This window comes from Thalassotalea sp. HSM 43 (assembly GCF_004752005.1).
Classification (GTDB): domain Bacteria; phylum Pseudomonadota; class Gammaproteobacteria; order Enterobacterales; family Alteromonadaceae; genus Thalassotalea_A.
Map to the genome: position 1 here is coordinate 1,735,079 of NZ_CP038493.1, position 15,765 is coordinate 1,750,843.

The following is a 15,765-nucleotide window of genomic DNA, read 5'->3' on the forward strand; positions in this document are numbered from 1 at the left end:
TAAAGAGCACTGTGTGCAGGATTTTTTTAAATGATATATCGCTGTAATTTTTGTAAATTATTCACCGCTATTGTAATGACACTGGCCATCAGCCTAACCGCCACGGTGAATGCAAAAAGCCTGCAACGCAAGGTACTGTTCAATTTTAGTGAGCAACCGAGTGACCGTTCATTTGCACAACTTGGCATTAAACACAGCAATGCCAGGTTAGTATGGCAAAACCAAGGATTAACGCTACACATTCGCCAAGGTGATACCGGGCAAATCAGTTTTAATGGTCAGTGGGATACCCATCAATTTGCTTATTTAGTGCTGGAGTTAAGTAACAACAGCGAACAACGTATTCGTTTTGACAGTGAAGTCGACGGTCAACTGAATCGTTATAAAGGCAAGCCCATTAAAGCTATCGGTTGGTTGGAGCCGCTAGAAACTCGTAAGTTTAATAACCTGTTACTGCCGCATTACATGACCCGTTCAACTGTCTATAAAGAGATGAACGAAGACTTCCCGAATACGCGTGGCATGCCAGATTCTGTCTCTTTTACCAGAAGTTTTGATTTGACCAAAACCAATCGCGTTGCTATTACAGTCACCGCGCAACAAACTGATGCCAATATCACCATTAAAAAAATCTATTTGCTACGCCCATCAGTCTCGCCATTATATCAAACGGACAAAGCTGCATTCTTCCCGTTTATCGACAACTATGGGCAATACAAGCATGCGGATTGGCTGGGAAAAACCAAATCAGATCAACAATTAAAACAGGATGTCGCCGAAGAACGAGCAAACTTAGATAAATATCCAGGTTCTCCTGAATGGAGCCAATATGGTGGCTATAGACAGGGGCCAAAGCTCGACGCTACTGGTCACTTTCGTGTTGCTAAGTACAAAGGAAAATGGTGGTTCGTAGACCCTGATGGATATTTATTTTGGTCGTCAGGTATTAATTCGGCATTAAAGCTCTCGGTAGGTACACCGATAGTAGGACGTGAACACTTCTTTGAATTTATGCCGAAAGCAAATAACCAAACGTATCAACAATTCTTTTTAAAAAATGGCGAGTTTGATTTTGGAAAAATCAATTTAAGCCGCAAATACGGTACTGATTATCAATCCCAATACTTTCAACTAGGGCTTGAGCGTATGCGCAGCTGGGGCACTAACACAGTGGCTGGATTTTCTAACTTAAATGGCCAGGTTATGGCCAAAGACAATGCCATTCCCTATACTCACACTATTGGTACTAATTGGGGGGTACCTGGCATCACCAGTAAATTTCCTGATGTCTTTAACCCGCGTTTTGCCAGCGCAGTCGACACACGCGTAAAGCAAGCCGCAAGCGGTATTAAAAATGATCCGTATTTCATCGGTTTTTTTGTCGATAATGAATTGTATTGGAAAAGCCCAAATACCTTGGCCAAGCATTTAGCAACAAAAAATGGCAGCAGTGCTGCCAAGCGTCAATACGTCGAGATATTAAAGACTCAATACCAAACCATAGACAAGCTAAACACGCTATTGAACAGCAAACTAAACAACTGGCAACAAGTTTTAAAAGCCAATAAAAACTTACCGTTAGACACCCTAGAGCACGCCAACATTGTGTTTTATGAAAAAATGACGCACAAGTATTTTTCGACGATAAGAACCGCCATCGATAACTACGCACCCAATAAGCTGTATCTAGGCTGTCGCTGGCATGTTAATGAAGATCATCGTAATACCTATAATGTTGCCATCGGTGCGCAATATTTGGATGTGGTGTCGTTTAATCAATACGATAATGAATTAACCGCCGATACCTTTACTACATTGCAAGGCATCGACAAACCCTATATCGTTTCTGAATTCAATTTTGGCGCCATCGATAGCGGCAAATTCTACCCAGGGTTGGGTCATGCTAGTGAACAACGCAATCGTGGAGAAAAATATCAAAACTTCCTACACAGCGCCTTAAATGACGCGCGTAATATTGGCGTACATTGGTTTATGTGGGGCGACTCCACAACGGCAGGGCGCAGCGTTGTTGGTGAAAACGCCAATGCCGGTTTTGTATCGCAAACCGACAGACCGTATTATCAGCTATTAGACTATGTACGCAAAGCGAACTACGCCCTGTACCAATACAGGCTCAACAGCAAAGCCAAATAAGCAAACAGAAAGCCCTTTCAATGAAGGGCTTTTTTATGGATTTTATGTAGCTGTTATTACCTTTCACTGACCAAATTTAGCGGTAAGACCTGAAGTTAAGCACTCAAGAAGGCGTCGTTAATATGGCCTGTCGCATTACATTAACGACCCCTTCCTAAGCTGCTTGGGGAGATATTTTCATCCAAACTTGCATTTCTTGCTCTGGCGCCAGCGTTTTAAACCCAGTGCCTTTAACGCCCTGCTGAGATAAGTTAATCGCGTCGGTCGAATGGGTCACAGGCTCGGCGCAAAAGAATGGCTGTTGCTCGGGGCTATAAACCACTAAAAACTCACAATTATCCGAGGTACTGATTACCGCTTTCGCTTGCCATTCTGGCCAGTTAACCTCGGCTACGCCAGAAAACCCAGTAAAGGTATTGTCGAGCACGTGCTTGTCGATCACCATACCTTGCTGATCATTGATGCACGCTGGTGCGTCGGTAATAGATACTGGCATCGACTCTTCGTCGACATGCCACATTTTGTCTACATCAGCGCGTAAATAACACTGTTGAGTTCGAGAAAAATATGGGTGTAAGCCAAGGCCTGCAGGCATTAATTCATGACCAACATTTTTGATTGTCAGAGTTTGTAATAAGGCGCCGTCTTGCAGCTCAAAAGTGTATACCGAACGATAAGGAAACGGCCAAGGTGCTTGATGGTAATTAAAATCTAATTCTACCTTGTTGCGGGTTTTACTGATCACCTGCCAGTTTGATTGCCAACCATGTCCATGGTTGGTGTGCTTTTCACCGTGCTGATTAAGCGGTAATTGCACGGTTTGGCCTTGCCAATTGAAACGGCCATCACGAATACGATTAGAAAAAGGTACCAAAGGAAAGCATGATGCTTCGGTGACTTCGTTTGCACTCAAGGTACAAGGAAATACATCAATGGTCTTATCCGCTACTTTACAGCGATATTCAACCACACTTGCCCCTAAATCAGGGCAAATAACGACCTTACTTTTATTATCTGCAATCGTAATATATTCCATGATGTTTTTATTATTGTTGTTAGTTGAAATTAACTTACCACATATAAAATCGTATTTATAATACTTTTTATCGTGATCGGCTGAAATAGAGCAAATTAGATGGCAACCTAACAATTATGCGGGCAGCACAAATTTAGATTCGGCCAAGCCATGAATACCGTGCAATTGATATATGAAAAGATTACCAGCCTTAGGTTGCGAGGCGATTTGCTCGGCTGACAAGCCCTGCCTTGCGCTGGTAACAACCAATAAATCTAGCTGCGTTCCAGCAAAGGCAACACATGATGGTTGCGATACAGGCACAAATAACTCCATATCGATACGGCCGTCAGGGGCGTAACGAACGACTTTAGAACCACCCCATTGAGCGTTCCAAAGAAATCCTTGAGAATCTACTGTCGAACCGTCAGGAAAGCAGTTCTGTGCGGTTTGTGCAAACAACGACTTATGCTTTATCTCACCCGATATTGGCTCAAACTGATACCGATAAATTTCATGCTTAGGTGAATCCGCATGGTACATAACATTCGAACATGGACTCCAACATAGACCGTTAGAAATAAGCACATCATCAATCATCTTCTGCGCTTGCTCTGCTGCGCTGTATTTGTACAGACCCGCACGAGTAGACAAACTTTGGTCTTCAAGCATGGTTCCAGCCCAAAAGCGACCTTGTCGATCGACTCGGCCATCATTGAATCTATGGGTAGGTAATTGCGCTTCCGGTTTTGCCAGCCATTGCACCTCTTGGCTGTCTATTTGGTAAAAGGCAATACCTTGCTCAAAGGCAACTAAAAGACGCGGGTCGTTTTCAATAAAAGCAAAACACCCAACACGGTATGGTGTCGAGTGTTTGATAACTGACTTGCTTGGCAAGTGAAAGCTGTACAAGGCGAGTCCTTCAATATCGGTCCACCAAATCGACTCGGTTTCAGGGTGCCATTGCACCCCTTCCGCCAAGGTATTGGTTACCTCAATCTCAAGCAATAACTTGCCAACTTTCACGTTTGCCATGTGGTTACCACCACGCAGTATATAGCGATACAAGTACGATACTTACCGCGATAGTCGAGACATTAAAGCCTTTACTGGTGGTAAAATTAATACCCTTAAGATCAACAGCATGTTGATGATCACCATGGTTTTCAACCAGTGATACAACAATAGCGATAGCTAGACACAGTAAGAATACTAGACCAACACGATCCATAAACGGCAATTCAGGCCACAACATCTTAAGCGCAAAACTTAAAATCGCTGAGCCCAATGCTGCGGCTAAGCCAGCATTTGCTGTGGTTTTCTTCCAGAACATACCAGTAAAGAACAAGACCACGATACCCGGCGTAAAGAAGCCAGTGAACTCTTGAATATATTGGAATGCCTGATCAAATTTACCAAGCAATGGTTTGGCAACGATCATCGCGATAATCAACGCCGATAAACTGACAATACGACCGACTTTCACATAGTGAGCTTGTGATTTAGGCTTATCATCATTCTTGTATAAATCCATGGTGAAGATAGTTGCAATCGAGTTAGTCATTGATGCTAATGACGACACGATGGCAGCAACAAGCGCAGCAAATACCAAGCCTTTTAAGCCTTCAGGCATTAAGTTAAGCAATGATGGGTAAGCTTGATCTGGACGCGACAAGTCTGGAATCAATAAGTACGCGGCAATACCTGGCAAGACAACAATGATAGGCATCAACAACTTTAAGAAAGCAGCAAAGGCGATACCTTTTTGGCCTTCACGTAAGTTTTTCGCGGCTAACGTACGTTGAATAATGTATTGATTAAAGCCCCAGTATGACAAGTTCATGATCCACATACCGCCAATCAAAACAGATAAGCCCGGTAAGTCCATATAATGTTCACTTTCTTCACTCAGTATCATGTCGAACTTATCTGGTGCCTGCTCTGTTAAGGCAGTAAAGCCGGCAATTAAACCTTGGCCATTACCTATCAGATCAAGGGCGATATAAGACAAGAACAAGCCGCCTAATACCAGCAGTACAACCTGAATGATATCGGTTAATGCGACCGCTTTAAGGCCACCGTAAAGTGAATAGGCTACTGAAAAGGCACCTAAGAAGATCATGCCGTAAACCACATCAACACCGACAATGGTATTGATTGCTAATGCGCCTAACCACAAGATTGCGGTTAAGTTTACTAACACGTAGACACCTAACCAGAATACCGCCATAACGGTGCGGACTCGATGATCAAAGCGCTGCTCCAAGAACTGCGGCATGGTGTAAATTTTCTTTTCTAAGAAGATAGGTAAACAGTATTTACCAACAATCATTAGGGTAATCGCTGCCATCCACTCGTATGAAGCGATAGCCAAACCAATTTTATAGCCAGAGCCTGACATACCGATGATTTGTTCTGCCGAAATGTTTGCCGCGATTAACGAGGCACCAATAGCCCACCACGGTAGACTGTTACCCGCCAAGAAATAATCATTGGCATTTTTTTCATGACCGGCTTTCTCGCGTGATACAGCCCAAGCAATAGCTATTAAGGCAACAACGTAAAACGCGAAAACCGACATGTCCAATGTCGATAAATTCATAATCTAACTCTCCAATATTTTTATTATTTTTCTAACGCACTAAATGCGATCATAAGGTTTTCTAATTTTTGTCTAAATTGAAACACGCTATCATGCTCAGAAAACAAGCACGAGCCCAAACCAACGGCATCAATTCCGGCATCAAACCAGCTCTGTAAATTACTCGCGTCAATACCACCCACGGCAACAATCTTGCAATCTGTTGGCAAGACACTTTTCATTGCTCGAAAATGACTAACACCCAAACTATCTGCTGGAAACAGCTTTAACCATTTAGCCCCTAGTTGATATGCTCGAAATGCTTCGCTTGGCGTAAACATACCAGGCATCGGCAATAAGTTTTTATCTAAAGCGGATTGAAGTAAGTCACTGTCTAAATGAGGAGATATAGCCAAGTCAAGTTGCATTTCGCTAAGCTGCTGTAACTGCTCAACAGCCGTTACCGTGCCAGCACCTAATAAGCAATCACTGGGAAGTTTCTGCTGTAAAATGGATATACTGACAAAGGCATTTTCTCGATTGAGAGGTACTTCTATGGCACGGAATCCCGCATCATAAAGTGCTAAGCCTATGGTTTCAGCATGCTCAGGTTGTAAGCCTCTTAAAATAGCAACTGCTGGCAGTGCCGACGAAGACAACATCTCTTTCTCCTTTCATTAACATAGCTATTTATAATATAAATAGGATTAAATTTAAAGGGTATGGAGGCAGTATTCGTTCGCTTTATTGAATATTTCTTTCAATTGAGGCAAAACCAGACAACGACGCTTGTTTAGCATCCATAATACTTGTTTGGATATCGATCAGAGTCAGACCTTTAGCAAATTGTTCGCTTAATTCAGGCGCGCCAATAAGATGCACATCACTTAATTGCGAAAATTGCCACAAAGGATCTTGTTGTGCTGCACGGATATCTGCGCCTATCAACATGCCTGATAGAAAGGACTTTGCCTGCTGTGGCGACAGCTCGTGAAGTAACTGCTTGGAACGAACCAAAAACAACTCATGGGTTAGACTGCTTTCGGGATTATGCAAAATTTGCTCAATACCAAGCAAGAAATGTTCATCACTTTCACCAGTAACTTCATGCTCAAGCAACATACTTTGATTCGACAACAAATCGAATAACTCGCCGGTCATGGCGGTACGAAAATAGAGTATTTGGCCATCTTCAATGCGCACCCACTTTGTATGCGTGCCTGGTAAACATAGGACATGACTGCCCAATTGATATTGAGGGTTGGCCTTTAACCAACCGAGAATTTGCAGCTCTTCACTGCGCATGACGTCAAAGCTGCCATCAGCAAATTGACAACTTGCGCCAGGAACGATGTATATATCTTGATCGCGGCTTTGAAAATTCAAGCAACCTGTGGCGATATCTTGCGGCGTTAATGGGCAGGCCATATATTGTGCTTCATGCCAGCCAATGCTCGAACCAATTTGCCCCGCCATAATGATAGGCATATCACCAAACTCATTAAGCCACGGGCTAATGACATTAAATAACTCTTGCTCGAACTGGCCCACACACTTTTGTGTGCCCTTACCTTCTAAAGTCGCAACATGTTGCATTTCAGACTCGTTGCGAGAACACAAATACGCTCTTAATCGACTCGTGCCCCAATCGATTGCAATTAAGTATTGGCTTTCGATCATGTTTTACCACCATCGACGACCATGCTTTGACCGGTAATCATTGAGCTGTCATCTGATGCCAAAAATAGCGCTAAATTAGCCACATCTTCAGGTAAAATCCGGCGTTTTAACGCCATGGTTTCCATCCACTTTTGTTCGACTTCTTCAGTTAGCCAGTCATTGAGTTGACGCTCCGTTGCAACCCAACCTGGGACAATAGCGTTGACGCGAACATTATTGCCACCAAAATCTTTGGCCAAAGCTTTGGTCATACCTAACAAACCCGCTTTCGCAGAAATATAACCAGCCATTTCAGGAAAGCCCACTAAGGCGTTGATTGAGCTAAAGTTGATGATACTGCCACCACCACGCTGGCGCATATATCGGTACGCAGCTTTTGAAGAGAATAACGCTGGCGTTAAATTAACTTGCAAGCATTGTTGCCACTGTTCCGGGGTAATGTCTTCCGGTGAATGACGAGTATCATTGGCAACGTTATTCAGTAATATATCGATGCCTGTATAGTATTCAGCAGCATCTTGGATAGCAGATTCAAGCGCTGCAATATCGCTTACATCAACCTTTTTAAACCAACTTTGTTCGCTATATTGCTGTTGCAAAGTATTGCCCGCATGCGCATCAATATCGATAAACGCTACTCGACAACCCTGCAGACAAAATGCCTTTACCAATTCAGCACCAATACCACTAGCACCGCCAGTAATAAAAACAACTTTGCCCTCCAGCTTTGGATATTTTGTCGTATACGACATACCACACCCCAATACTGTAGTTATTATTATTCAACTAACTGTCACATGTTTATCACCTTTTGACAATGCATATTTTATGGCGGTGCTTTATCAAGTTGTAATCGCTTACATACAGTCATTAATAAGTCATTGTTTAAAAAAGAATCTAACAATATAAGTTATCTCGATAGATCGTTAGTAATAGATAGATAATAAATTAAGTTTTCCCTTAAAGTTAATTATGATATAAATAGTATAAATGCATTTGAACAATAACAATGCCCTGTCTTAGCCTGCTCCTTTACAAAAGCGTAGCGCGCAAATAAACAGGCAATAAATGACGAATACTAAATGAAGTATCTACTAATTTTATCTGCTCTCGCTTTAGCCGCTTTTATGCCAAGTTGCGGTCATCTTGAGGTGACATCGACTGCCCCAGAACGGCCGAATGTTGTCGTCTTTGTGGTCGACGATATGGGCGTGATGGATACCTCAGTGGCAATGCTTGGCAAAAAGCCCATGACGGAAAAATTGCCGCTCAATGAATGGTATCGGACGCCTAATATGGCGCAATTAGCAGAGCAAGGTGTCAGGTTTAGTCAATTTTATGCACAAAGTGTTTGCTCGCCAACCCGAGCTTCACTGCTAACGGGTCAGAATGCGGCTCGTCATCATACAACAACCTGGATTAACCCAAGCGAGAATAATCGCGGCTCATTTGGTCCAACAGCTTGGAACTGGCAGGGGCTTAATCAGCAATCAGTATCCTTTGCACAATTATTAACACAAGCGGGTTATCAAACCATTCATATTGGCAAAGGCCACTTCGGTCCGTTAAACAGCGATGGCGCAGATCCAAGTAAGTTGGGCTTTGACATCAATATTGCAGGCGCTGCTTGGGGGCGACCGAAAAGCTATTACGGCAGAGATCACTATGGCAACCATGAAAAATATCAACAAACAGGGCAACCGCTGACTCACAACATTCCACATTTACAAAAGTACTACGATGATGATGTGTTTCTAACCGAAGCATTGACTCTTGAAGCCAATAGGCAAATACGCCAAGCAGTTGCCGCACAGAAACCATTTTTATTGTACTTGTCACATTATGCGGTGCATGCCCCTTTTAACAGCGACCCACGTTTTATCAACAACTATCAGTCGGCTCATTACAACGATAAAGCCAAAGCATACGCATCGTTAGTTGAGGGTATGGACAAATCATTAGGCGATGTGATTAGTACTTTGAAAGAACTTGGCGTAGACAAAGAAACCTTAATCATCTTTTTAGGTGACAACGGCAGTGATGCACCGCTAGGAGGTAATAATGCCATAGCCAGTTCTTCACCGCTGCGGGGTAAAAAAGGTACTAGCTGGGAAGGTGGCATGCGCGCGCCACTGATTATCTCTTGGGCTGGCATTGACCATAACAATCCGCAACAGCAGCAATTTACCATAGCCAATAATCAGCTAAATGAGCAGGTTGCGACGGTTCTCGATATATATCCAACAATATTATCCGCAACTGGGCTAAGCAACCCAGAGCAACACATCATTGATGGCTTTGAACTAAACGCACAATTGGCCGGCCGGTATAACAATCATCGAGATAATCGCTTTCTCATGCATTTTCCACATAAGCATCGCCACTCATATTTCACCAGCTTAATTAATGGCGATTGGAAGCTGATATATCAGTACAATCCGCTACAGAAAAACAACGTTAAACGCTATCAGCTTTATAACTTAGCGAAGGACGTATCAGAGAGTCATGATTTAGCCGAATCAGAGCCTGATAAACTGACGGCAATGATGACATTGATGATCAACCAACTGCAACAAGAGGGCGCACAATACCCTGTTGACGCAACAGGCAATGTATTGCGACCTGAAATGCCAACCCAAAGAATGCAAGGGCTCACCACACAAGCGCTTGCAATAGCAGCGGCAAATAAATGAACTCAATAAAACCCATGTATATCACCGCTCTTGCCAGTGTATTGCTGTTTATCAGTGTGACTGCAAACAGTATGGGCGCACAACCCACACTGACTGCTGATCATATCGTTGCATACAAAAGTGTTGGCGAGTATCACCTAAAGCTGCATATTTTCAACCCTAAGGGACATAGCAACAACGATCAAACACCGGCTATGGTTTTCTTTCACGGTGGTGGCTGGAATGGTGGGGCGCCATCGCATTTTTTTCGGCAAGCCAAACATTTAGCCGAACGCGGCATGGTGGCAATTAGCGTCGAATATCGCGTCAAGAAAGTACACCAAGCAACCCCAATGCACGCGTTGCAAGATGCTAAGTCGGCGATGCGCTGGATCAGAGGTCATGCTCATCAGTTGGGCATTAACCCGAACAAAATTGCAGCAGGCGGTGGCTCAGCCGGTGGACAGCTTGCCGCTGCCACAGGAACAACCACAAGCATTGAAGATAAACAGGACGATATGAGCATCAGCTATCGACCCCAAGCATTGGTGTTATTTAATCCTGTGTTTGATAACGGCCCCGGCGGCTATGGTCATGATCGAGTCAAAGACTATTGGCAGCAGTTTTCACCGTTACATAACATCAGCCAAGAGACGCCACCTACCTTAGGGCTATTTGGTGAAAAAGACACCGCAATCAAATTGAGTTCGGTTTACCGATATCAAAAACGCATGCAACAGTCGGGTCGAGAATTTGAACTAATCGTTTATGAAAACCAGCCACATGGTTTTTTTAACGACGCAAAATATCAGGAAACGCTGTTAGCAATGGACGCGTTTTTGGTCAAACAAGGTTTTATACAATGAGAATAATATTACTGACGATGCTGTTTGCTTTAACAAGCCAATTTGCACTTGCCGAAACCTATTACGTCGACTCACACAAAGGTAACGACAACAACAGTGGTACGCAAAAAAACAAGGCATGGAAAAGCATTTATAAAGTCAACCAGCAAACATTTAAAGCCGGTGATAAAGTACTGTTTAAATCTGGTAGCGTATTTACCGGCGCATTAGAGCCAAAAGGTAATGGCGAAAAAAATAAGCCAATCATCATCGATTCATACGGCAAAGGCGCTAAGCCTAAAATTCACGGCCAAGGTTGGAAACAACATACCTTATTACTGAAAAACATCGAATATTGGCAAGTAAATAACCTGTTTATTACCAATTTAGGTAAGCAACCACAACCACGTCGCACCGGCGTGACCATTGAAGCCAATAATATTGGTGAATTGCACGGCATTGTGTTGAACAAACTAATAATCGGTCACATCAATGGTGTACTCAAAAAGAAGCAAGGTGGTGGTCACGGAATCTTAGTTAGAAGCACCGGCGATGAAACACAATCTCGTTTTATCGATTTACAGCTGACCAATAATTACATTCATAACAGTGCTCGTAATGGCATAGGTTTTAAAGGCTACGCCAATCGTAAAAAATGGTTCCCAAGTTTAGGGGTGATCATTCGTGGTAACCTCATTGAAAAAGTCCCTGGCGATGGCATCGTTGTCGTCGGGACCGATGGCGCCTTAATTGAAGGCAATATACTCAGAGATTTTCCTGACACTTTACCCGAAGGTGATGCGGCGGCAGGCATTTGGCCTTGGAGTGCCGACAACACCTTAGTGCAATACAATGAAGTCAGTGGCCATAAAGCCAAATGGGATGGGCAAGGCTTTGACGCAGATTGGAACTCCGTTGGCACCATTATTCAGCATAACTACAGCCATGATAATTACGGCGGTTTTTTATTGGTATGCAACAACGGCAATAAATACAAACAAGACATTAATATTGGCACTCTGCGCACCATAGTGCGCGGTAATGTTAGCGTTAATGATGGTATTCGCCCTTACCCGACCTTTAAAGGTATGTTTTCACCAACATTTCATTTAACCGGGCCAATTGAAGATACACAAATTTATGACAATTTGATTATTATTCCTAAAAAAGGCGATAAAGTAGATAACACGCTAGTGGAAATGGATAACTGGGGTGGCCCTTGGCCAATCAATACTTTGTTTGAAAATAATCAAATTTACTTTGAAGATGAGCTGCAAATAAAGCTCAAAGATATTAAAGATGTGCTGTTTAAGAAAAACCACTTTTCTAAAACGGTGGCCAATTTTGACGCGACAGGTAATACCGTCGCTGCATCAAACGATTTCGATTTACCACAATTAATGCGTTTAGCGCAGCAAAAATTAGATGAGAATAACAACTATGAATAAAAATAAAATTGCTGTGGCGATTCTGGCTAGTTTATTAGCCGCCGGCTGTAATGGCGAGCAAGCCGCCCAAGCCGTAACAGCCAGTGCCAAAGAAGCCCCTGTTTATTGGCAAGACTTAAGTGTTTATAAAGTCAACACCGAACAACCTCGTGCTACGTTTGTTGTTTACGACGATGCCGCAAAGGTTGCTAGTGATGACTACCCCTCATCACCTTATTACAAATTACTGAACGGTAACTGGAAGTTCCACTGGTCGGCAAATCCGAATGAGGTTCCAGCAGACTTTTATAAAAGCGATTTTGATATCAGTGCCTGGAGCGAAATACCGGTACCTAGTAACTGGCAAATGCACGGCTATGACTACCCAATTTATACCAATATTGAGTACCCTTTCCCAAAAAACCCGCCATTTGTGCCAGCCGATGATAATCCAACGGGCGCTTATCGCACCACATTTACGGTGCCTGATAACTGGGACGGTCAGCAAGTATTTATTCACTTTGGTGGTGTAAATTCCGGTTTTTATTTATACATCAATGGTGAAGAGGTTGGTTACAGTGAAGGTAGTAAAACCGCCGCTGAATTTAATATCACCAAGTATTTGAAAGACGGCGATAATATATTGGCGGCTAAGGTTATTCGCCATACCGACGGTAGCTACTTAGAAGATCAAGATTTCTGGCGAGTTAGTGGTATTGAGCGTGACGTGTATCTGCATACCGCACCAAATACTCATGTGCGCGATTTCTTTGCTAAAAGCACGTTATCGAACGACTATAAAGACGGTATTCTTGATCTGACGATTGATATCAGTAATAAAGATGAATTTGCGCAAACCGTTAAGTTGGATATTCAATTAACCGACGCCAACGGTAAACAAGTGGCCAGTAAAACCGAATCTGTGATTGTCTTAGCAGGTCAGCAAGACTCGGTAAGCAGCCAGATTAACATTGCAGATGTTGCGCCATGGTCGGCTGAGACACCTAACTTGTACCAGCTAACCATTGCCGCCCATTATGATAATGATACCGAAACGCAATACATAGGTGAGCAAATCGGTTTTAAAACCGTCGAATTAAAAGACGGCCAGTTCTTGGTTAACGGTAAGGCGATTTTACTTAAAGGCGTTAACCGCCACGAGCACGATGAACGCACTGGTCACGTGGTTAGCCGTGAAGCCATGCTCGCTGACGTAAAGTTGCTTAAAGAAAACAACTTTAACGCGGTGCGTACCGCACACTATCCAAATGATCCATATTTTTACCATTTAGCAGATACTTACGGCTTATACATTGTCGATGAAGCCAATATCGAATCTCACGGTTTCCATTACAAACCAACCGATACACCAGCCAACAAGCCTGAATTTGAAGGTATGCACTTAGATCGCATTGAACGAATGGTTGAACGTGATAAAAACCACCCTTCGATTACTTTCTGGTCTATGGGTAACGAGGCTGGTGATGGTATCAACTATGTCAAAGCCTATGATTGGTTAAAACAACGCGATGATTCGCGCTTAACCATATATGAGCGTGCCGAACAGCAATCAAAATACAACAAAAACACCCGTCCGCATCAAGACGCCGTTACTTGGATGTATAAACAGGTTCCTAAAATCAAAAAAGAATACTTAGGTAAGTATCCTGAACGTCCATTCTTTTGGGTTGAATACTCGCATGCAATGGGGAACTCGAACGGTAACTTTAAGGAATATTGGGACTTTGTACGAGCAGAGCGCCAATTACAAGGCGGCTTTATTTGGGATTGGATGGACCAGGGTCTGCTTAAAAAAGACCAAAACGGCAATGAATTTTGGGCTTACGGTGGCGACTTTGAACCCGAAGGAGTCCATAACGATGGTAACTTTGTATTAAACGGCTTAGTCAATCCGGACCGAACCCCTCATCCGGCATTGTTTGAAGTGAAAAAGATTTATCAAGAGCTGCACTTTATCAGTCTTGGCCAAGGTACGTTTGAATTATTTAACGAAAAGTTCTTTACCGACTCCTCGGATACAGAGCTTGAATGGCGCCTAATCGAAGACGGTGTTGTCGTTAAAACCGGCAATATTGATGTCGTTGCCCCGGCACAAAGCAAGGTGGCATTTAGCCTCGCTAACGAGCTGTCAGGATTAACGGTTGGTAAAGAGTATTTTATAAACTTTTATGCCACAGCTAAAGGTAAGCACCCACTTATCGACCAAGGCCACCTGCTAGCTAGCGAGCAAATCATGCTGCAACAAGGCGACATAAATGAATTTGTTAGCGGCGCTAGCGGCGAAGTGAGCGTTAATCAGCAAGCAGAGTTAACGCAGGTATCTGCTGGTGATGCTAACCTGTTGTTTAATAAAAACGGTTACTTGACGTCTTACAAAGTAAACGGCACCGAGTTGCTGCAACAACCATTGAAGTTTAATTTATGGCGTGCACCAACAGATAATGACTTTGGTGGTGGAAAACAGAATCTGGTACACCGCGCACAGGTGTGGAAAACAGCCAATGATAATCAGCAAGGCCAGGGCATTAAACTTGTCTCAAGCACCGCAAATGAAGCGGTATTAGAGCAGGTGGTAAGTCTCTCGGATGCTGAATCAATGGTCACGTATAGCTACACTATCAATGGTCTTGGTGAAGTCAAAGTCGATGTTGATTTCGGTTTTAGCGGTAATGCTAAAGCGAAAGTTGAGTTTAATAAGCCAAACGGTAAAAAAGGCAAGCGTAATAAATACAGCGAAATTCCTCGCATCGGCTCAAATTTTCAGATGCCTGTGGAGTTTGATCAAGTTACCTATTACGGTCGTGGACCACATGAAAACTACTGGGATCGCAAGAACTCGGCGTTTGTTGGTATATACCAAGGGGAAGTAAAAGACTTGGCGTTTGCTTACATTCGCCCACAAGAAAACGGTAACCGCAGTGATATTCGCTGGGCAACTTTAACCAATAAAGACGGTATAGGTCTGAAAATATCAGGTTTACCTAATTTTGATTTCAGCGCCCATCACCAACCACAAAGCGACTTTGATCCAGGACTTGAAAAAGCACAGCGTCATTATACTGACATCGTTAAACGAGATTTGGTTAATGTAAACGTCGACTTTAAACAAACAGGTGTCGGTGGTGACAACAGTTGGGGGGCATCTGCGTGGCAGAAATACCAGCTAAAACCTCAAGACTACCGTTACTCGTTTACTCTAACACCGATTGACAAAGCTCCGGCTTATGAAGCAGAGCTGGCGATGAAAATAGGTACTCACAACGAGTTAAAATAACTCGTCAAGACAATGGCAGTAAACTTTACTGCCATTTTTTAAACACTCGTTTATGAAAGAAACAAAGATAGAACAACAATAAAGAAAGGAAATGAG

General features: G+C 43.1%; 11 protein-coding genes. 5 read left to right on the forward strand and 6 right to left on the reverse strand.

From position 1 onward, the window contains the following. The first annotated feature begins 75 nt into the window (after positions 1-75). Positions 76-2,154: a beta-galactosidase gene (locus tag E2K93_RS07440; protein ID WP_189637883.1), complete on the forward strand. Its 2,079-nt coding sequence runs from the start codon at positions 76-78 to the stop codon at positions 2,152-2,154. A gap of 154 nt (positions 2,155-2,308) precedes the next feature. On the opposite strand, the gene E2K93_RS07445 is transcribed toward E2K93_RS07440, so the two are convergent. From E2K93_RS07445 to E2K93_RS07470, 6 genes are all read right to left on the reverse strand, one after another. After that, positions 2,309-3,190, reverse strand: coding sequence for an aldose 1-epimerase (locus tag E2K93_RS07445; protein WP_135438492.1), 882 nt, complete (start codon positions 3,188-3,190; stop codon positions 2,309-2,311). Between the two features lie 114 nt (positions 3,191-3,304). Beyond that, positions 3,305-4,204, reverse strand: a complete 900-nt coding sequence (locus tag E2K93_RS07450) for an SMP-30/gluconolactonase/LRE family protein (RefSeq protein ID WP_135438493.1) — start codon at positions 4,202-4,204, stop codon at positions 3,305-3,307. 4 nt (positions 4,205-4,208) lie between these two features. Then, positions 4,209-5,771: a sodium/sugar symporter gene (locus E2K93_RS07455; RefSeq protein ID WP_135438494.1), complete on the reverse strand. Its 1,563-nt coding sequence runs from the start codon at positions 5,769-5,771 to the stop codon at positions 4,209-4,211. Between the two features lie 23 nt (positions 5,772-5,794). Then, positions 5,795-6,412 (reverse strand): 2-dehydro-3-deoxy-6-phosphogalactonate aldolase, encoded by a 618-nt coding sequence (locus E2K93_RS07460; RefSeq protein ID WP_135438495.1) that lies wholly within the window; start codon positions 6,410-6,412, stop codon positions 5,795-5,797. An 82-nt stretch (positions 6,413-6,494) separates the two neighbouring features. After that, complete coding sequence (locus E2K93_RS07465) at positions 6,495-7,430, reverse strand: 2-dehydro-3-deoxygalactonokinase (protein ID WP_135438496.1); 936 nt, start codon at positions 7,428-7,430, stop codon at positions 6,495-6,497. Further along, positions 7,427-8,182 carry an SDR family NAD(P)-dependent oxidoreductase gene (locus E2K93_RS07470; RefSeq protein ID WP_135438497.1) on the reverse strand — a complete coding sequence of 252 codons (756 nt, stop codon included), beginning with the start codon at positions 8,180-8,182 and terminating at the stop codon, positions 7,427-7,429. Before E2K93_RS07470 ends, E2K93_RS07465 begins: the two co-directional genes overlap by 4 nt. Before the next feature lie 330 nt (positions 8,183-8,512). Here E2K93_RS07470 and E2K93_RS07475 point away from each other — a divergent pair, with 330 nt between their 5' ends. From E2K93_RS07475 to E2K93_RS07490, 4 genes are read left to right on the forward strand one after another with little or no spacing between them, the layout of a single operon-like run. Next, a complete protein-coding gene (locus E2K93_RS07475; protein WP_135438498.1) occupies positions 8,513-10,123 on the forward strand; it encodes a sulfatase in 1,611 nt (536 codons plus the stop codon). Continuing rightward, positions 10,120-10,968 (forward strand): alpha/beta hydrolase, encoded by an 849-nt coding sequence (locus E2K93_RS07480; RefSeq protein WP_135438499.1) that lies wholly within the window; start codon positions 10,120-10,122, stop codon positions 10,966-10,968. The genes E2K93_RS07475 and E2K93_RS07480 overlap by 4 nt, the downstream gene beginning before the upstream one ends. After that, positions 10,965-12,395 (forward strand): right-handed parallel beta-helix repeat-containing protein, encoded by a 1,431-nt coding sequence (locus E2K93_RS07485; RefSeq protein WP_135438500.1) that lies wholly within the window; start codon positions 10,965-10,967, stop codon positions 12,393-12,395. The genes E2K93_RS07480 and E2K93_RS07485 overlap by 4 nt, the downstream gene beginning before the upstream one ends. After that, entirely contained in the window at positions 12,388-15,669 is a 3,282-nt protein-coding gene (locus tag E2K93_RS07490; RefSeq protein ID WP_189637884.1) for a glycoside hydrolase family 2 TIM barrel-domain containing protein, read from the forward strand. Before E2K93_RS07485 ends, E2K93_RS07490 begins: the two co-directional genes overlap by 8 nt. Positions 15,670-15,765 lie beyond the last annotated feature (96 nt).

Coding starts and splice junctions, on each gene's coding strand:
- E2K93_RS07485 (WP_135438500.1), top strand. CDS start 10,965: ATGAGAATAATATTACTGACGATGCTGTTTGCTTTAACAAGCCAATTT.
- E2K93_RS07445 (WP_135438492.1), bottom strand. CDS start 3,190: ATGGAATATATTACGATTGCAGATAATAAAAGTAAGGTCGTTATTTGC.
- E2K93_RS07480 (WP_135438499.1), top strand. CDS start 10,120: ATGAACTCAATAAAACCCATGTATATCACCGCTCTTGCCAGTGTATTG.
- E2K93_RS07465 (WP_135438496.1), bottom strand. CDS start 7,430: ATGATCGAAAGCCAATACTTAATTGCAATCGATTGGGGCACGAGTCGA.
- E2K93_RS07440 (WP_189637883.1), top strand. CDS start 76: ATGACACTGGCCATCAGCCTAACCGCCACGGTGAATGCAAAAAGCCTG.
- E2K93_RS07475 (WP_135438498.1), top strand. CDS start 8,513: ATGAAGTATCTACTAATTTTATCTGCTCTCGCTTTAGCCGCTTTTATG.
- E2K93_RS07490 (WP_189637884.1), top strand. CDS start 12,388: ATGAATAAAAATAAAATTGCTGTGGCGATTCTGGCTAGTTTATTAGCC.
- E2K93_RS07470 (WP_135438497.1), bottom strand. CDS start 8,182: ATGTCGTATACGACAAAATATCCAAAGCTGGAGGGCAAAGTTGTTTTT.
- E2K93_RS07455 (WP_135438494.1), bottom strand. CDS start 5,771: ATGAATTTATCGACATTGGACATGTCGGTTTTCGCGTTTTACGTTGTT.
- E2K93_RS07450 (WP_135438493.1), bottom strand. CDS start 4,204: ATGGCAAACGTGAAAGTTGGCAAGTTATTGCTTGAGATTGAGGTAACC.
- E2K93_RS07460 (WP_135438495.1), bottom strand. CDS start 6,412: ATGTTGTCTTCGTCGGCACTGCCAGCAGTTGCTATTTTAAGAGGCTTA.